The organism is Clostridium sp. AF21-20LB (assembly GCF_003478795.1).
Taxonomy (GTDB): domain Bacteria; phylum Bacillota; class Clostridia; order Lachnospirales; family Lachnospiraceae; genus Otoolea; species Otoolea fessa.
Window position 1 is genome coordinate 28213 of the sequence record NZ_QUGD01000008.1, and the last position, 18398, is coordinate 46610.

Annotated in this window: 13 protein-coding genes, 2 pseudogenes and 1 riboswitch; of the genes and pseudogenes, 7 read left to right on the forward strand and 8 right to left on the reverse strand. The window is 43.9% G+C overall.

Annotated features, from left to right (window positions below; genetic code table 11):
• Window positions 1–227: 227 nt before the first annotated feature.
• On the reverse strand, window positions 228–2150 hold the full coding sequence (locus tag DWX76_RS06150) for an ATP-binding protein (protein ID WP_118570310.1): 1923 nt from the start codon (window positions 2148–2150) through the stop codon (window positions 228–230).
• Window positions 2151–2750: 600 nt separating this feature from the next.
• On the opposite strand from DWX76_RS06150, the gene DWX76_RS06160 reads away from it, so the two are divergent.
• The 5 genes from DWX76_RS06160 (at window position 2751) to DWX76_RS14940 (ending at window position 10810) form a co-directional block, all read left to right on the forward strand.
• Window positions 2751–3068, forward strand: coding sequence for a helix-turn-helix domain-containing protein (locus tag DWX76_RS06160; RefSeq protein ID WP_118570312.1), 318 nt, complete (start codon window positions 2751–2753; stop codon window positions 3066–3068).
• Between the two features lie 134 nt (window positions 3069–3202).
• Window positions 3203–3278, forward strand: a riboswitch (cyclic di-GMP riboswitch).
• A 94-nt stretch (window positions 3279–3372) separates the two neighbouring features.
• Window positions 3373–5217: an ABC transporter substrate-binding protein gene (locus DWX76_RS06165; RefSeq protein WP_118570313.1), complete on the forward strand. Its 1845-nt coding sequence runs from the start codon at window positions 3373–3375 to the stop codon at window positions 5215–5217.
• A 148-nt stretch (window positions 5218–5365) separates the two neighbouring features.
• On the forward strand, window positions 5366–7528 hold the full coding sequence (locus tag DWX76_RS06170) for an ATP-binding protein (RefSeq protein WP_243022470.1): 2163 nt from the start codon (window positions 5366–5368) through the stop codon (window positions 7526–7528).
• Window positions 7529–7577: 49 nt separating this feature from the next.
• The gene (locus DWX76_RS06175) at window positions 7578–10406 is read left to right on the forward strand and encodes a transporter substrate-binding domain-containing protein (protein ID WP_118570314.1); all 2829 of its coding nucleotides are present in this window, start codon (window positions 7578–7580) and stop codon (window positions 10404–10406) included.
• Between the two features lie 188 nt (window positions 10407–10594).
• The gene (locus DWX76_RS14940; protein WP_412693997.1) at window positions 10595–10810 is read left to right on the forward strand and encodes an Hpt domain-containing protein; all 216 of its coding nucleotides are present in this window, start codon (window positions 10595–10597) and stop codon (window positions 10808–10810) included.
• Window positions 10811–10860: 50 nt separating this feature from the next.
• On the opposite strand, the gene DWX76_RS13920 is transcribed toward DWX76_RS14940, so the two are convergent.
• The 7 genes and pseudogenes from DWX76_RS13920 to DWX76_RS06215 form a co-directional block, all read right to left on the reverse strand.
• A complete protein-coding gene (locus DWX76_RS13920) occupies window positions 10861–11145 on the reverse strand; it encodes a hypothetical protein (protein WP_182429744.1) in 285 nt (94 codons plus the stop codon).
• A gap of 205 nt (window positions 11146–11350) precedes the next feature.
• Window positions 11351–11425 (reverse strand): annotated as a pseudogene (locus DWX76_RS14945) (4Fe-4S binding protein); the annotation flags it as partial.
• A gap of 12 nt (window positions 11426–11437) precedes the next feature.
• A complete protein-coding gene (locus DWX76_RS06190) occupies window positions 11438–11650 on the reverse strand; it encodes a ferredoxin-thioredoxin reductase catalytic domain-containing protein (protein WP_347502066.1) in 213 nt (70 codons plus the stop codon).
• 120 nt (window positions 11651–11770) lie between these two features.
• Window positions 11771–12145 carry a desulfoferrodoxin family protein gene (locus tag DWX76_RS06195; RefSeq protein WP_118570315.1) on the reverse strand — a complete coding sequence of 125 codons (375 nt, stop codon included), beginning with the start codon at window positions 12143–12145 and terminating at the stop codon, window positions 11771–11773.
• Window positions 12146–12166: 21 nt separating this feature from the next.
• Window positions 12167–12588 (reverse strand): annotated as a pseudogene (locus DWX76_RS06200) (rubrerythrin family protein); the annotation flags it as partial.
• Window positions 12589–12770: 182 nt separating this feature from the next.
• The gene (locus tag DWX76_RS06205) at window positions 12771–13550 is read right to left on the reverse strand and encodes a DUF134 domain-containing protein (RefSeq protein ID WP_118570316.1); all 780 of its coding nucleotides are present in this window, start codon (window positions 13548–13550) and stop codon (window positions 12771–12773) included.
• Window positions 13551–13791: 241 nt separating this feature from the next.
• Entirely contained in the window at window positions 13792–14691 is a 900-nt protein-coding gene (locus DWX76_RS06215; protein ID WP_118570318.1) for a helix-turn-helix domain-containing protein, read from the reverse strand.
• A gap of 117 nt (window positions 14692–14808) precedes the next feature.
• Between DWX76_RS06215 and DWX76_RS06220 the strand changes: the two genes are divergently transcribed.
• Both DWX76_RS06220 and DWX76_RS06225 read left to right on the forward strand, forming a co-directional pair.
• The gene (locus tag DWX76_RS06220; RefSeq protein WP_107001116.1) at window positions 14809–15987 is read left to right on the forward strand and encodes an MFS transporter; all 1179 of its coding nucleotides are present in this window, start codon (window positions 14809–14811) and stop codon (window positions 15985–15987) included.
• A gap of 262 nt (window positions 15988–16249) precedes the next feature.
• On the forward strand, window positions 16250–18202 hold the full coding sequence (locus DWX76_RS06225) for an oleate hydratase (RefSeq protein ID WP_118570340.1): 1953 nt from the start codon (window positions 16250–16252) through the stop codon (window positions 18200–18202).
• Window positions 18203–18398: the final 196 nt, after the last annotated feature.

Consider the following 18398-nt stretch of genomic DNA (forward strand, 5'->3'; position numbering starts at 1 on the left):
AATATCAATTTTCAGTCCGGACTTAAGCTCCACAGTGAAGTGGTCCTCCCAGACAATGATCCGCTCAAGCCAGCGCTTTACCAGGGCTTCGTCGAAAGCTTCCAGGTGTGCGGGCTGCTGCTTTATGAAATAGCGCACCACCTCTCTGCAAAATGGGTATAGAAAAAGCACCGTCCAAATAAACCTTGAACGATGCTCTGATAGTTAGCGGATTGTTGCTCAATCTTCTATCTCTTTATATTTTGTTTTATTGCAGTGGTCACTGCATCTATATTGAATGGCTTTGAAATGTGTCCGTTCATTCCAGAATCCAAGGATGCCTGTACATCTTCCTTGAAAGCATTTGCAGATTGTGCGATGATTGGAATTTTCGCAGCGTCTGGGCGCTCCTTGCTCATTGCACGAATTGCCCTTGCCGCCTGATGCCCATTCATTTTAGGCATCAGGACATCCATTAGAATCACATCATATGTGTCTGCTGGATTGTTGGCAAAACAAGCAACTGCGTCCTGTCCGTCTACTGCACGAGTTACATGCATACCTGCTTCTTCGAGCAGCGTGATTGCCAATTCCGCATTCAGCTCATTATCTTCTGCGAGAAGAACCTTTACTCCATTAAGGCTGACATCCTGTATCAGATTCAGCTCAGGTATCTGTTTTGGGTCTGCAAGTTCCATAGGAATTTCTACTGTAAAAGACGAACCACATCCTTTCTTGCTGTGAACCGTAATTGTACCGCCCATCAGTTCTACATATTGCTTGGAAATTGCCATTCCAAGCCCCGTTCCGGCATAATGTGTTCGTGCGCCGTTATCCTCCTGTGAAAAGGGTTCAAACAGCCTTTTCTGAAATTCTTCACTCATACCAATGCCATTGTCTTTTACCGCATAACTGCTTACAATATGCCGTTTGTCTATGCCCGGTTTGATACTAATTTCAAAAGTAATCGTTCCGCCATCTTTTGTAAACTTGACCGAATTGCTCAGAAGATTCGTCAATATCTCACGAATTTTTGTTGCATCCGTCAGAACATAAAGTTCTTTGGGGATGTTGCGATGTATCTCAAATGTTAAATCCCGATTCAGTAGGAGTCCATCCACGATAGCAATCACATTATCTATTAGGACAGGCAAATTCTCCGGCTCAGGTGAGAAGCTTACCTTTCCGTTCTCGATACGGCTAAGATCCAGTACATTATTCAATAACAACAGCAGATGCTCTGAACTTATTTTTACCTTTTGCAGACTATCGTGAATTTCAGATACATTTGTCTGGTTCAGTGCAATGTCCGTAAATCCGATAATAGCATTCATAGGTGATCGAATATCATGTGACATGTTAAGTAAGAAGGATGATTTTGCTCTGTTTGCGGTCTCTGCTTTTTCCGCAGCCTCGCGCAACAAAATCGTCTGTTCAATTTCATCTTCTCTTTTTCTTTTGTAGCCGATAAAGCAGACAGCACAAAGCAAAAACAGCACACATCCTGCCATAGCTCCAACATAAACGGATGCTCTTCTTGTTCGCTCTACAAGCCCATTCACAGACTGCATATCCATTTCAATGCATAAAGCACCAACTATTTCATCCGAATCGCCCGTTATAGGATAACAGGCTGTGAAAATAGGACCCCATGTCGTATCAACAATGTTCTGCGAATACACCGTTTCTCCTGAAAGAGCCTTGTTAATATACGGAATCATTTCATCCTCAATATAGTCTCCCGGATGTCTGACATCTCCTGCGTTGGGATCCAGACCGTCCACCACATAGATCAGCCTGTTTTCTTCATTTCGGGTGGCGGTGTATAAATATCTGGTTGAATTCAGCGTTCGAATTTCATTTAGAAACGAGGAAACCTTGTGATACATTTCTGTATTTTCATCAGATTGATGGCGGAGCGTGGCAAATTCTTCTCTTCCGATTTTTCTATTTGCCAATTTATGGATTGCATCTGCATTTTCCATATCACGTTTGAGTTCCGTTTCAAGGGCGATATCTGTATACGATTTTTGCAGAATATATGTATATGCTGATGCCAACAATGTGATTGAAAGCGTCAAAATTGCAAATAAACCTATGGAAAACTTAGTAAATCGCTGCTTTAACTCCTGAATGTCTTTGACTGACTTCTTGTCTGTTTGTGTTTTCATTCAATTTGACTCCACTTTTTATTTCATAGAAATATGTGGAAGGGGCTGATGTAAATACCGAATCTGCAGAGCGTGCATTTTTCCATCAGCTGATTCGCTTTTCAGATTTATCCTTTAATTGTTTCCTTATCCGTTCGGATGTTCAGATTTGTTGCTGACATACGCACAACCTTCACATGGCTTACAGTATACTCACATACTCGTGTCACGTCAATATAGTGTTATTATATGAGCTGTGAACTTTCTGTTAAAAGGCATCCATGTCAGATTGTGTAGCCATCTGCGAATAGCCTTTATATTCATCAGAAGGGTGCTCCCTCTGGGATGGGGATTTATCCGTGGATATGCGGCTCCGCGGTATGAGAAGGTTTATTTTTTTGTTTGGGGTTTCAAACTTTTATGTGACAAACATAACTGTCTGTGTTATTATAAAAATGATATAAGCGAAAATGACTTTTGCGGAAACGAAAGTATCTTTATATTTTTTTATCCGTATACTTCCCATGATGGGGATAAATACTTGCAAAGTTGATTACTAATATTTTTTCATTATTACAGGTACAATAAGAACATGTAATAGCGGAAATGAGGTATAGTTACTTGCAGGTAGAGAAGTATATTGCGGATAAAATAACATCTTTATGTGAAAAGCGTGATATCAGTAAATACAGATTATCGCAGCTGTCGGGAATTTCCCAGTCGTCACTGGGAAGGATCATGGCGCAGGAAAACCTGCCGTCGCTGATCACACTTGAAAAAATATGTGCAGCTTTGGGCGTGACATTATCGCAGTTTTTTCAGGAAGGTAATTCAGAGAATCTGACAGAAAAACAGAAAGAAGTTCTAGGGATATGGAACAATCTGAATGCAAATGAGCAGGAAACAGTAATGTCAATGCTTCGTGGACTTCGGAAGTAGAAGAACAGTTCGAGTATATATATCGGCTGTTCTTTTTTTGTTTTCAGGTGTTAAAACGGTAATGTTTTTCTTGTGTACAGTAGAGCGCTATAGTATAATAAAACCAGTTTTTTGCATAAGTTTAAAAGCTATAATAAGGAAATCGGCAAACCAGATGAAAGTCTGGGACGCAAAGCTACAGGGCCTGTAAAATGGCAGCCAGTTGCATAAAATGAGGTGCACTGTCTGTCTGACAGTGCTTTTTTGTGGTGTTATTTCATAGGCGTAACTATAATGACTTTATCAGGAAAGAAAGAGGTAAAGTATGAAAAAGGCAAAACATTGTCTGATAGCAGTGGTGTCAGGTGTACTTGTAGCAACTGCTGTCTTGTCTGGATGTGGACAGTCAAAGAAAGAAGTATCTAAAAATGATGATCATCTTACCGTTTATCTGTGGGAAAATCGTTTGATGAAAAATATTGCACCCTATATCCATGAACAGTTTCCTGATCAGGATATTGAATTTATTATTGGGAACAATGATACCGATTTATACAGTTATTTTAAAGAACATGATGAATTACCGGATATCATAACAGTACGTCGATTTTCCGGAACAGATGCACAGGACTTACAGCCTTATCTTATGGATTTTGCTTCTTATGATGTTGTTTCTAAGTATTATTCCTATGCGGTGCAATATTATAAGAATGCGGAGGATGAAATCCAGTGGCTGCCAATCTGTGGTATTCCTCAGACGATCATTGCCAACAAAACACTGTTTGATCAGTATGGCGTAAAGATTCCAGAAAATTATGAGGAATATGTACAGGCCTGTCAGCAGTTTTATGATAAGGGCATAAAACCGTATTCCATGGATCTTGGGGAAGACTGGTCTAATAATGAAATCATCCAGGCGGCGGCAATCGGTGAGTTTACAAGCCTGGATGGTATTGAATGGCGAAACGGTGCAGAGACTGCAGCGGATGAAGTGAAGTTTGATGATATATTATGGAAACGTATTTTTTCAGAAACCAGTCAGTTTCTTAAGGACTCGCATTTTGGCAAAGAAGATATCAATATTGACATCAATACAGGAACCCAGATGTTTGTCGAGGGAAAATCAGCAATGTTTCATGGACATCCGACGGTTATGCAGCAGCTGCAGAAACAGATGGATGCGGAGCTGCTCCGTATTCCTTACTTTTCACAGACATCGGATGAATCCTATGTGTACATGACTCCGTCATTAAACATTGCATTTAACAAAAACCTGGAAAAAGACCGGGAGAAACTGGATACTGCACTGGATGTGCTGGATTGTATGATTTCAGAAGAGGGGCAAAAGCTGATTGCGGATGGAAGCGGTGTTATTTCATTGAATACAGACGTTCCAACCATGATGCAGGATGTACCTGGACTGGAAGAGGAAATTAAAAATAATGCTGTTTATATCCGATATTCCGCTCAAAAATCATTTGATGCAAGTCTTGAGGCTGTTCACGGATTACTGTCAGGGGAAATGGATGAAACGCAGGCTTATGATACTTTGCGCAGTGTAATGAATCGTAAAGCTCCAGAAGAAAAAGCAACGGTGAATTTTGAAAATGAATATTCCATTTCACTGAACGATAGAAATGGCCGTGATGCAGCATCTTCCATTTTAACTACGATCAGAGAAGAAAATGATGCACAGCTGGCTCTGGCACCATATTATTATTTCACTTCTTCTATATATAAAGGAGAATGCACCAATAGCCGGGTTGGCATGATGACAGCAAAGAGTTCAGATACAGCATTATATTTTACAAAAATTAGTGGTAAACAGGTTTGTGAACTCGTGGAAAATTATTTCACCGATGCGGATGAGAATTTTTATGTAACCAATAAATACGAATTACCAATTGCATCCGGTATGAAAATGATCGTCAATCAAGAGGAAAGTGGATTTTCATTAAAGGACTTGACAGTTAATGATAAGAAAATAGACAAAGAAAAGGAATACTCGATTCTTCTTACAGACACCACAATGTCTGTTTTGAAAAAAATAAATCCGAAATGTGAGATTGAGCAGCTTAAAGATACAACATTATCAAGTGCATGGATCGAAGCAATGTCAAAAGGACAGCAGCCGTCAGCACCGGAAGATTATATAGAGGTTGAACAGTAAAAGTGGAGATAGAACAAACGGTAAATAAAAAGAAAAAAAAATAACAAGGCTGTTGCTTATACTACTTATTATTCTTTTAAGCGTAGTTTGTATAAAGTATCTTATAAGTAAGTCTAGCAAGTATATCAGTGAAAATGGAAAAAGCAGTATGGGAGCTGTTGTTGAACAGATGCAGCAGACCTATGATCTTCAAGTGAGTGGGTACTACAGCCAGCTGCAGTTGGTTGAGGAATTTTTACTTCATGAGAGGGAGCTGTCTCTTGAAACGGATGTGAACAAAAGTTTCTTTGAAGCATGGGAAAAAGAATTGAAAAGTACACTTATATTCCTTCAGGAAAATGGTCAGGCAATATCAGCAGGTGGAACAAAAATGCGGATTGATATGCCAAGTAAACTTCTGCTGGATTTAAAGAACGGATACAATATTGGAAAACTGGTGCGTCTTGATTATGCTCAGAAGAAAAAAGACGGTTATCTGGTTGCGATTCCATGTCAGGAATATACCATCAATGGGGAAACTTATACGGCAATTGGAGCTGTGTTTGATCATTCGAAACTGGATTCCATGTTAAAACTGAAAGGTTATGACGGGAAAGCATATTTGTTCATGCTGGATAATGACGGAAATATTACATATACGAACCAGAGTGGTGATAAATACCTGCGTAATTATTCTCTGTTAAAACATTTAAAAGGAGAACAGGCTATTACAGAAGAAGAGGCTGATTTGTTCAAAAAGAAGTTTGATAACAGAGAATCCGGAGTTGCACTTTTGGGAAAACAGAACCCCTATTATCTGGGGTATTGCCCGATAGAAAGCAACAACACCATTTTGGTATGTATTGTGGAAAGGGGAGTTGTTGACAATGTGCTGAGGGATTACCAGAAAACGGTGTTGTTTACAACAATACTCATGGCAGGTTATATATTTTTACTTTTTGCCGGATTATTCTACAGTATTTCCAGACTTAGTCTTGCAGATCAAAAAGCAGAATATGAAAAAAGAAATAATGAACTTCATTTACAAACAATGAAGGAAATGGAAGTAGTCAATCAAAAACTGAAAAAGGCAAAGAACGTTGCAACAGAGGCTTTGCAGACAGCTGAAAATGCAAATAAGGCGAAAACGGATTTCCTGTCTAATATGTCACATGATATTCGTACACCTATGAATGCAATCATTGGTATCACATCTTTGATCAGACATGATGCAGGTAATAAAGCAAAAGTTATAGAGTATGCAGAAAAAATAGACATTTCATCACAGCACCTGTTAGGAATTATCAATGATGTTCTGGATATGAGCAAGATTGAGGCAGGAAAAACAGTCTTCAAGTATTCTGACTTTTCTATTCTGGATCTTGTACAGGAACTTGACACTATATTTCATACTCAAATATATGAAAAGCAGCAGACCCTTACAATCATAAAAGAAAATATTCAGCATGAGTGGGTGAATGCGGATCAGGTTCACCTGATGCAGATTTTCAGCAACCTGCTTTCCAATGCAGTGAAGTATACCCAGGAAGGTGGGGAAATTCAGTTCTTTGTAGAAGAATGTGAGACAAAGTCATCTGTCTATGCAAAGTACCGTTTCTTAGTTAGCGATAATGGTATGGGAATGTCGGCAGATTTCAAGGATACAATTTTTGATGCGTTTACCCGTGCGGAAAGTTCCCTTACAAATAAAATACAGGGAACCGGACTTGGAATGGCGATTACTAAGAATCTGGTTGAGGCAATGGGAGGTACCATTGATGTGGAGAGTGAATTGGGACAGGGAAGCTGTTTTGAGGTTCTCTTGGATCTGAAAATTGCAGAGGATAGAACAGTTGCTCTGGCGGCACAAGAAGAAACAGATGAGCAGGATGGAAATATTCTGCAGGGAATGAAATTCCTGTGTGCAGAGGATAATGAGTTGAACGCGGAGATCCTGATAGAACTGTTAAAAATTGAAGGTGCGGAATGTACCATTTGTGAAAATGGCGAAGAGATTTTGGAAGCATTTGAACAGTCTGCTCCAGGTGATTATGACATGATTCTGATGGATGTGCAGATGCCTGTTATGAATGGTTATGATGCAACGAAGGCAATCCGCAGAAGCTCCCATGAAGCGGCAAAGAAGATTCCAATCATTGCAATGTCTGCCAATGCATTCTCGGAGGACATTCAGAATTCTTTGGCAGCCGGTATGAATGCACATATTTCAAAACCGGTTGAGATGAAGGTGCTGGAAAAGACGATCAGAAGCATAAAATCTGGTGGGGGGGTACCGAACCGCAGGTCACTGAACAGTGACAAATGGATTTGATGCGACAGTGCAATTTTATTAAACCAGGAGGTTGACCAGGAGATTTAATATGATTTCGAGAGCTAAGAAATATGTGGCAGTGTTACTGACTTTTGTATGCGTGTGTATGATATTTTCTCCCCAGACTGCATATGCAGCCGAGGACAGTTCGCAGCATGAAACTGTCAAAGTCGGTTTCTTTGCCATGGATGGTTATCATGTGATGGATGAAGAAGGCAACCGCAGTGGGTATGGCTATGATTTTCTTCGGCTGATGGCCCGTTATTGGGATGTAGATTACGAATATGTCGGATATGATAAGAGCTGGGATGATATGCAGCAGATGCTTGAAGATGGCGAGATCGACATGGTAACATCTGCCCGCAAAACACCGGACAGAGAAGAAAAGTTTGATTTTTCACGTCCCATCGGAACCAATTATGGGATGCTGACCGTCCTCAGTGACAACAGCACGATTGTGGACGGCAATTACAGCACTTACAACGGTATGCGTGTGGCGCTTTTGAACGGAAACACCCGGAATGAAGAGTTTGCGGATTTTGCAGACAACAAAGGATTTACATATGTTCCATCTTATTTTGATACGACCGCAGAAATGAAGGAAGCCCTTCAGAGCGAAAAAGTTGATGCGATTGTTACCAGTTCTCTGAGAAAAACAAACAATGAGCGAATCGTGGATAAATTTGGCAGCAGCGATTTCTATGTCATTGTTAAAAAAGGTAATACAGAATTGCTGAATGAGATCAATTATGCAATCGACCAGATGAATGCAGTTGAGGGTGACTGGAAAACGACACTTTATAATAAAAATTATGAAAGCATCGAAACTAAGAATCTGGAATATACGGAGAAAGAAAAAAGTATTATTTCACAGTATACCAAGGACAACCCGCTTCATGTTCTGTGTGATCCGACCCGTTATCCATATTCTTATAATGAAAATGGTGAGATGAAGGGTATTATCCCGGATTACTTCCGGAAAATTGCAGACTATGCCGGGATTTCCTATGAGTTTCTTACACCTGCCACCAGAGATGAGTATATTGCTTATCAGAAAAATACGGAAACCACAGATATGAGCATCGATGCACGCCTGGAAACAGATAACTATGCTGAAACGAAAAAATGGGGGATTACTGCACCTTTCATTACGATGCAGCTGGCAAGGGTGACACGGCGTGACTTTGATGGAAAAATTAATGTTGTTGCTACTGTTGACCAGACAGCATCAAAGTCAATTGAAGATGCAATGGCACCCGGTGCAGAAAAGCTGATGTGCAGTACCCGACAGGAAATGATGGAAGCTGTCCGTAAGGGTAAAGCAGATGCTACCTTCGTCTACTATTACATGGCACAGGCGTTTGTGAACAGTGACACTACGGGCACCATGACATATACTCTGCTGGAGCAGCCTACATTCACCTACCGCATGGTAATTTCATCAACTGAGAACCATGCGCTGGCTGGTATTCTGACGAAAGCAATGTATGCCATGCCACAATATCTTATTGAAGATCTTGCAGCACAGTATACTACACACAAAGCAACAGAGCTGACATTTGTTGACTGGATCCGTCTGCATCCTGCTGTTACTGTTTGGGTTCTTCTTATTTTTGGATGGCTGCTGACTGCTATGGCTGTGATAATGGTGCGTCTCAGTGCAAGAAAAAAAGCGCAGAAGGCGGCCCAGGAGAAAGCTGAGGAAATGGCGGAATTGGCAGAGCATGCACAGGCTGCAACCAAGGCAAAAACAGCATTTCTGTCACATATGTCCCATGATATGAGGACACCGATGAATGCAATCATAGGATTTACTGGTATTGCAATGAAAAACAATCCGTCAGACGAGGTGAAAAATTGTCTGGAAAAGATTGACGAAAGCTCAGAGCATTTACTGTCGCTGCTCAATGATGTATTAGATCTGACCCGCATCGAAAGTGGAAAAGTGAAATACAATCCGGTACCGGCGGATGTGAAAAGCATTACAGATTCTGCATTGGATATTACAAAAGGCTTTCTTACGAACAGGGATATCAACTTTAAGATTCAGCGTGAAGAAGCAAAGATTCCAAATGTACTTGCGGATCCTGCACGCCTGCGTGATGTGCTGGTCAATATTCTGAGCAATGCCGTAAAATACACTCCGGATGGAGGGACGATTACATTTGAAGCCCGGTGTCTGGAAAAGGGCGGGGATGGATATATAAATATGCGTTACCGCATTTCGGATACTGGTATTGGCATGAGTGAGGAATTTACAAAAGAAGTTTTTGAGGAATTTGCACAGGAAGATTCCGATGTGAGAACGCAGTACCATGGAGTTGGACTGGGGATGGCTATCGTAAAGAAGTATGTAGATATGATGGGTGGAACCATTTCCGTGCAGAGTAAAAAGCATGAGGGAACCACATTTACTGTGGATATTCCTTTGGAAATTACAGATAAGGAATGTAATAAGTCAGACACAGGTATTTCTGAAAAGGTGAATCTTACAGGTGTGAATGTCCTTCTTGCAGAGGATAATGAACTGAATGCAGAGATTGCTGCCGTGCAGTTGGAAGAGTTCGGGATGAATGTAGAAAGAGTTGTGGATGGAAAGAATGCTGTTGAGATTTTCAGAAATCATCCGGAAGGCACATTTGATGTAATCCTGATGGATATCATGATGCCTGAAATGAATGGTTATGAAGCAGCAAAAGCAATCAGGGCAATGAATGACAGACCGGATGGAAAAAACATTCCTATTATAGCAATGACAGCTAATTCATTTGCAGAAGATGTTCAGGCATCACTGGATGCAGGAATGAACGCACATTTGTCAAAGCCGATTGTGATTGATGAAGTTATAAAAACGATTTTAAGGTATGTATATAATTGATTAGCAGAGGTTCATGAATTAGTGGAATACAATTGACAGGAGGACTAAAATATGACAATGCAAGAGTGTTACGAAGCTATTGGAGGAAACTATGAAGCTGTCTTGGGACGCCTTCACAGCGAAGCACTGATTCGGAGATTTGCATTAAAGTTCCTTGAAGATCAGAGTTATATACAGTAAAACAGGCATTGGAAATAAAAATTAATGAAGATGCTTTTCGCGGTGCACACACACTGAAAGGGGTGTGTCAGAATCTTTCTTTTGACCGTCTGTATGAGGTTAGTCATGAGTTGACAGAACTTTTGAGAGATAGAACCGGAGAGCAGCCGGGGATACCGGAAGCAATGGAAAAAGTAACAGAAGTATATGAGATGACAATTGAAGAAATAAAGAAGGGGCTGTAGTATTAAGTGATGCGACATGACTTTCTGCCTTGAATCAAGTGCTTGGAACATCATAAAAATGAGTGGATAAAGGAAACAAAATGTCGATTCACCAATAATTGGCCAAAGCGAACGTGGGAAAACTCCACCGCTCCCAGCGCATGGCCGATTCGCTTCGGTGCTTCCGGCTCTGCTTCCATCTCCGGCTCATCCAGCAGCTCATATACCCGCTCCATGGAGGCCAGCGCCGATTGCAGAGGGTTTGTCATATAAGAAAGCTCTGTGATCGGTTCGCTGGACATGTTCATGTACTGGAAAAAGGCCTGGAACGTGCCGGGGGTCAGGCTGCCTTTCATAAGCATCCCACCGCCGAGGATCGCAATCCATGTGTCTGCCCTCCACGGCAATGTTGATCATGTCGGCGGTGATGGTAGAGATCAGCAAAGCGCCTGCCGCATTCGCCAGCGTGACAAGTAGGACGAATACACACTTGCCGCAGCCTACGCATCGTTCCGCCTCTACGGCGGCGTAGCAGCCGCGGCGCACCCTGACAGCTCTCAGTGGACAGGTATTTTCACACACACCGCAGGCGATGCACCGCGTCTTATCTACGGCAGTCAGTTTCTTTGACAGCATAGCGTTCCTCCCTTAATCCTGCAAGGATTTGTAATAGAGCATACAGTGGCAAAATCCCTCGAAGCCGGGATCTGCAATTTGCTCCTTAAACTCCTGGCACATACACTTGGTTGCCTCTGTGCGTTCCCTGCGGCAGGGACAGTATCCGCCGGTGCGCTTGAGTCCTTCTTTGATGGTATTGACAATCTCCGGATCGGGATTGAGCTTGATTTTCATGTTCACCACCTCTTTCTTGTTTCATGATTGTGGCTTTATCATACCGCAGGGCAAAGCATTTTTCTGTGACGAAGTCACATTGATAAAAAAATCCGGTGCTCAAAAAGCACCGGGTTTTTGAAAGATGAATCACGCTTTCCACAGACTATGGAGGTTACAATAGGCGTAGACCGCTTCGACTTCATCGCCCTCGCAGAGAGCGAAGCAGACCTCCGGCTTTTCGCCGGGATGCAGTTCCTTGCGCTGATTGCCCTGCTTGGTCTGGAGAGATACCCACTCGATGTAGTGCTCCGGCAGCATAGGATGCTCCACGGAGCCGATCTTGACATGGACGATGCCGTTTTCCACCGTCCAGACGGGAACATGCTTCTCCACGGCGGCGTCGGTGGTGCCGGGAACGATCTCACTCATCGGCTCGCCGCAGCAGATGACAGGGACACCTGCGTCCTTAACTTTGGCAATGATGTTGCCGCAATGCTTGCAAATGTAAAACTTCTGCTCCATGATGATTCTCCTTTTCTTTCTTTAATAATTCTCCGCGTGAATTTCAAAGTAGCTCTGGGGATGATTGCAGGCAGGGCAGATCTCGGGCGCCTTCTCACCGATCACGATATGACCGCAGTTGCGGCACTCCCACACCTTGACTTCGCTCCTAGCAAAGACCTCTGCCATCTCCAGATTGTGCAGCAGGGCGCGGTAGCGCTCCTCGTGGTGCTTTTCAATGGCGGCGACCAGACGGAACCGCTGCGCCAGTTCATGAAAGCCTTCTTCATCGGCGGTTTTGGCAAAGCGTCGTACATATCCGTCCACTCGTAGTTCTCGCCCTCAGCGGCAGAGAGAAGATTTTCAGAGGTATCGCCAATGCCGTTCAGTTCTTTGAACCACAGCTTAGCATGTTCCTTTTCGTTGTCAGCGGTTTTAAGGAACAACGCCGCGATCTGCTCATGGGTCATGCGTATCGTGTCGGAGTCAGTACGCTCCGCTTCGGCAAGGAGAAACTCTGCCAGCCGCCGATCCAATCCCTTGAACATGATCTGCTGCATCACCCACATCACATCAGAAAAGCGTTTCCATTTCGTGTTCGGTCAAGGATGACCAGAACGGAAGCTGTGTCAGTGTTCGTTCCATATCAATGGCAGCTATGCTTGCCGCAGCCGTGGTTACCGCAGGTGTGACCTTTCTCGCCGTGCTCATGGTCATGGTGATCACAATGAACATTGGGGTCATAGCCCAGATTTCCGCTGAGCAATGCGCTCACCGCTGCATCAGCGTCCCCACTGACACCGCCGTAGAGCTTGATGCCCGCTTCGGCCAGAGCTGCCTGGGCACCGCCGCCGATGCCCCCGCAAATCAAAGTGTCCACGCCGTTCTGCATCAGGAAGCCTGCCAGTGCGCCGTGACCGCTGCCGTTGGTATCAACGACTTCCGCATGAGTGATTTTGCCGTCTGCAGCTTCATAAAGCTTGAACTGTTCGGTATGGCCGAAATGCTGAAAAATTTGACCGTTTTCATAGGTAACTGCAATTTTCATAATGGAATCTCCTTTGCATTTTTTGTTGGATTTTTCTGTGTTGGCTCTCTGCATCCGGCACCAACGGCCGCAGTGGGCTGCCTCCTGTCCTCCGCAGATGCGGTAGTTTCCCCCGGTGATGTGCAGCGGTTTCCCGTGGACAAGACACGCTGCGATCTTGCGCCGTGCGACTTCGTAAATCTCCTGCACGGTAGAGCGTGAAATGTCCATTTGCGCGGCACACTGTTCGTGGGTTTGCTGCTCCAAGTCAACCAGACGAATGACCTCGTATTCGTCCAGCGTCAGCAGGATCGGCTCGGTATCCTCACACCCGTTGGGGCAGAAGGTATCAACTTGTGGTGCGCCACAAATCCGACGGCACCGTGACGGTCTTGGCATGGACGCGTTCCTCCTTTTATTTTCGGTATATACCGATTATAACATCTCACGCAGAAAAATCAATACAGATTTTTTAAAAGCCGCTGTAATGCTTATCAGAATCTCAAATATAAATATGGAAATCGACATTTTTGGTGCAGAGGATATTCAAATCTCCAAGCTGTGTGTCGGATGCATGAGTTTCGGCAAGGCATTGACCAGAATCCCGCGGATGGCAGCCGGAAATGCAGCGCCGTCCCAATCAGCGGCTTTTCTGTTTCCGGTATTCCGTTGGGGTTAATTGGTAGCGTTTTTTGAATAATCTGCAAAAATAGTCAACGTTATGAAATCCTGTCTCAGAAGAAATGAGACTGACTTTTTTCTCGGTTTTTGAAAGCAACTGACCGGCCTGTTTTAAACGGTAGTTAATGAGATAGTTAACCGGCGTTATATGTAAATATTTCCGAAACAGATTCAAAGCGGTACTTTTACTGACCATTGCCTGTTCTGCAATGTCATCCAATGAGATACTCCGTGAGTAATTTAGATGGATAAATTGCAGCATGAGCTGTAACCGGGCTTGAGAAGCGGTTGAATGATCCTTGTGTTCTTCCTGGTATGAAATGTCTGTGTTTTCAAATATTTCCAGCCAGAGATTCTGAAGGAGAGAACTGGTAAGGAGTTCTTTGGATAAAACGGAATCCTGTGCAGAAATAATTTGCCGTATGATAGATAAAACCTTTGCTTGCCAGCATACTTTTTTATGAAATACGAGAAATGGCAATGAGGAAGAAATGATCGGCAGAATATATTTCTGATAAATCAGGCTGTCGCAAGGGGCAATAAAAGAAGGCATAAATACAAAATTGGGAATGAGGGCTTTTGAGGGAGAATAAAGGCGATGGAGTACCTTTGTATTAATGAATATGCCATTTCCTTCGGTTAAATGAAATTGGTCTTCTCCAATCCACAAAGTAACGGTTCCGGATTCAATATAAATAAACTCCAATTCAGTATGCCAGTGCCATTCGATACAGTTGAAATCAAAAACGGACAGATCTTCATAGTAAAACTGGAAAGGATAGAGAGTGCTTCCGTGCTGAGCTGTCTCCATCAAATCTTCACCTGTAATGATTTTGGTATAGGTTGTATTTATATTCATAGAAACCCCACTCTTTGAAACATACTTTACGATATTATACAATAAATTTCGGAAATAAATCAATGAAAATAAAGATATTATGTTATATAATTCAATAAAAAACGAGGAGTGATGACCATGCCAAATTACCGGAAAACAAAAATAGCCTGTTATATGGGATTTATTACACAGGCAATTGCAGCTAATTTTGCCCCATTGTTATTTTTGAAATTTCATAATGATTATCAAATTGCACTTGGAAAAATCGCATTGATTTCTACCTGCTTTTTCCTTACACAGTTGTTGGTAGACCTGTTTTGTGCAAAGTTTGTGGACAAAATAGGGTATCGCATCTGTATTGTTACTTCTGAGGTATGTTCCGCAGCAGGATTGGTTGGTCTGGCTTTTTTGCCGGAGCTTTTGCCGGAACCGCTTGTTGGAATTATCCTGAGTGTGATTGTATATGCAGTCGGAAGTGGTCTGATTGAAGTGCTTTGCAGCCCGATCGTGGAGGCGTGTCCATTTGATAACAAAGAGGCAACGATGAGTCTGCTTCACTCTTTTTATTGTTGGGGAGCAGTGGGAACGATTGTGATCTCTACACTGTTTTTTGCGGTGTTTGGCATGGACAGCTGGAAATGGCTGGCTGTCTTATGGGCGCTTGTTCCGGCCATAAATATCTATAATTTTGCAACCTGTCCGATCGAGCATTTGGTAGATGAGGGGGAAGGAATGGGAATAAAAGAACTGTTTCGAAAACCTCTTTTCTGGCTTTCCATATGCTTGATGATTTGCTCCGGTGCATCAGAACTGGCTATGGCACAATGGGCATCTGCTTATGCGGAAGCTGCTCTGGGGCTGTCAAAGACAGTTGGTGACCTGGCCGGTCCCTGCATGTTTGCTGTTACAATGGGGATCAGTCGTATAATTTTCGGAAAATATGGTGATAAAATGGATCTGATGAAATTTATGATCGGATCTGGAATTTTATGTGTGATATGCTACCTGCTTGTTTCTGTATCGTTGAATCCGATATCAGGTTTGATTGGATGTATTATCTGTGGCTTTTCTGTTGGGATTATGTGGCCCGGCACAATCAGTATTTCATCAGAAAGATTTCCGGCAGGTGGAACGGCTATGTTTGCTTTGCTTGCTATGGCGGGGGACCTGGGTGGAAGCATAGGTCCGGGGATTGTTGGACGTGTTACACAAAGTGCAGGAGACAATATTCGTGCAGGTATGGGAGTTGGGCTATTGTTCCCGGTTATTTTATTAATCGTGCTTTTTATTTTTGCAAGGCAAAAAAATAATAAATGAAAGCTTTTTTACAATCAATTCAAAGCCAAGAAGTATAAAGCCAAAGCTCATGAAAAGTCAGTACAAAAGGTAGTAAGAAAATGGAATGACCAAAGGCAAAGGGGAAGTGACAGAAGATGATGAGAGAGAAGCGGATGCCCTTGACTTTTCTTCAAAAAAGTTTTACTATCAAATCATTATTAGATAGTATTAAAACCAGATATCGGGGTAATGTAAAAAAGAAGTGGTTTGAAAGTTGAAGAAAGGCAGGGGCGATCAGGACATGAATAAGAAAGCATGGAAAGCGGGTGCGGTATCGGCACTGGCAGTTGGAGCGGGGCTGGCGGCAGCGGCGTCGAAGCGGAAAAAGGCAGGAAAAGTGGTTAAGTCGGCTTCGGATTACCGGAATACGGAACGCGGCAGCCAGGAGAAAAACAGCAAGGGAATTTATTATTCAAAGGGAAATTATGAGGCATTTGCACGTCCGGAGAAACCGGCGGGAATCGAGGGCAAATCGGCTTATATCGTCGGAAGTGGCTTGGCTTCTCTGGCGGCGGCGTGTTTTCTTGTGAGAGACGCACAGATGCCGGGAGAAAATATCCATATTCTGGAGGCGATGGAGGTAGCAGGCGGTGCATGCGACGGTATTCAGGATCCGACCCGTGGATATGTGATGCGCGGCGGCCGCGAGATGGAGGATCATTTTGAGTGCCTGTGGGATCTGTTCCGCAGCATCCCGTCCATGGAGGTGCCGGGGGCATCGGTTCTCGATGAATATTACTGGCTGAATAAACACGATCCGAACTACTCGCTCTGCCGTGCGACGGTCAACCGAGGCGAGGATGCACACACGGACGGTAAATTCCGCTTGAGCCAGAAAGGCAGCATGGAGATCATGAAGCTGTTCTTCACGAAGGATGAGGATCTGTATGACAAATCCATTGAGGATGTGTTTGATAATGAGGTGTTTGATTCGGATTTCTGGCTGTACTGGAGAACAATGTTTGCGTTTGAAAATTGGCACAGTGCATTAGAGATGAAACGCTATTTTCAGCGTTTTATCCACCACATCGGCGGACTTCCGGATTTCTCGGCACTCAAATTTACGCGTTACAACCAGTATGAGTCGCTGATTCTGCCGATGCAGAAATATCTGGAGGCGGCAGGCGTCCAGATCCAGTTTGGCACCGAGGTTACGAATGTGCGGTTTGACATTCAGGGTGAGAAAAAGGTTGCGAAGGCGATCGAGTACGTGAAGGGCGGCGAGAAGAAGGAAATCGCGTTGACTGAGGATGATTTTGTCTTTATTACGAACGGAAGCTGTACTGAGGGAACGATCTACGGCGACCAGAATCAGGCACCGGTAGAAGGTGCGGAAGTGCGTACCAGCGGCTGCTGGAGTCTGTGGCGTCAGATTGCTGCGCAGGATCCGGCATTTGGACATCCGGAGAAATTCTGCTCGGATATCCAGAAGACGAACTGGGAGTCTGCGACGGTCACGACTTCGGATGAGACAATCATTTCCCAGATCCGCAAGATTTGCCGCAGGGATCCGAGAAGTGGACGCGTCGTAACAGGCGGTATCGTGAGCTGCCGTGATTCAAGCTGGCTGCTCAGCTGGACGATCAACCGTCAGGGACAGTTCAAAGCGCAGAATAAGGACGAGATCTGCGTCTGGGTATACAGTTTATTTACGGATGTACCGGGCGATTATGTGAAGAAGCCGATGCGCGCCTGCACGGGCAAGGAGATCACCGAAGAATGGCTGTACCATCTCGGAATCCCGGAGGATCAGATCGAGGAACTGGCTGAGAACCATGCGAACTGTACGCCGACGATGATGCCGTATATTACAGCATTCTTTATGCCGCGGCGTGCCGGAGACCGCCCGGACGTTATCCCGGATGGATGTGTCAATGCGGCATTTCTGGGGCAGTTTGCGGAGACCCCGCGTGATACTATTTTCACGACCGAGTATTCCGTCCGCACCGCGATGGAGGCGGTGTACGGCTTGTGCGGCGTAGACCGCGGCGTACCGGAGGTATGGGGAAGTGTCTACGATATCCGCGAGCTTCTGGACAGCACGGTCAAGCTGATGGACGGCAAATCGCCGCTGGAAATGAAGCTGCCGATGCCGCTTGAAGCACTCAAAAAGCCGATTCTCCGGAAGATTGACAAGACGGTGGTTGGAAAGCTGCTGCGCGATCACGGCGTGCTGAAAGACTGGATGGTGTAAGAGACTGAGGAACGCAGGTGTTACTGTTCACGGGTAGGCACTTTTGGAACCGAAAGTGCCGTAAGAAAACGTGGTGGCAGCAGGAATTTGCCGTATTTAAATGCGAAGCCACGGTAAATTCCGTTACTGGACACGTATGCGTGAACAGTAACACGCAGGTAAATAGGGCTGCGTTAGATAAAGGAAAACAGGCTGT

Excerpts from the sequence above, each read along its gene's own strand:
- DWX76_RS06150 (WP_118570310.1), bottom strand. The coding sequence starts at position 2,150 with ATGAAAACACAAACAGACAAGAAGTCAGTCAAAGACATTCAGGAGTTA.
- DWX76_RS06165 (WP_118570313.1), top strand. The coding sequence starts at position 3,373 with ATGAAAAAGGCAAAACATTGTCTGATAGCAGTGGTGTCAGGTGTACTT.
- DWX76_RS06170 (WP_243022470.1), top strand. The coding sequence starts at position 5,366 with ATGGGAGCTGTTGTTGAACAGATGCAGCAGACCTATGATCTTCAAGTG.
- DWX76_RS06175 (WP_118570314.1), top strand. The coding sequence starts at position 7,578 with ATGATTTCGAGAGCTAAGAAATATGTGGCAGTGTTACTGACTTTTGTA.
- DWX76_RS13920 (WP_182429744.1), bottom strand. The coding sequence starts at position 11,145 with ATGAAAGGCAGCCTGACCCCCGGCACGTTCCAGGCCTTTTTCCAGTAC.
- DWX76_RS06195 (WP_118570315.1), bottom strand. The coding sequence starts at position 12,145 with ATGGAGCAGAAGTTTTACATTTGCAAGCATTGCGGCAACATCATTGCC.
- DWX76_RS06205 (WP_118570316.1), bottom strand. The coding sequence starts at position 13,550 with ATGCCAAGACCGTCACGGTGCCGTCGGATTTGTGGCGCACCACAAGTT.
- DWX76_RS06215 (WP_118570318.1), bottom strand. The coding sequence starts at position 14,691 with ATGAATATAAATACAACCTATACCAAAATCATTACAGGTGAAGATTTG.
- DWX76_RS06220 (WP_107001116.1), top strand. The coding sequence starts at position 14,809 with ATGCCAAATTACCGGAAAACAAAAATAGCCTGTTATATGGGATTTATT.
- DWX76_RS06225 (WP_118570340.1), top strand. The coding sequence starts at position 16,250 with ATGAATAAGAAAGCATGGAAAGCGGGTGCGGTATCGGCACTGGCAGTT.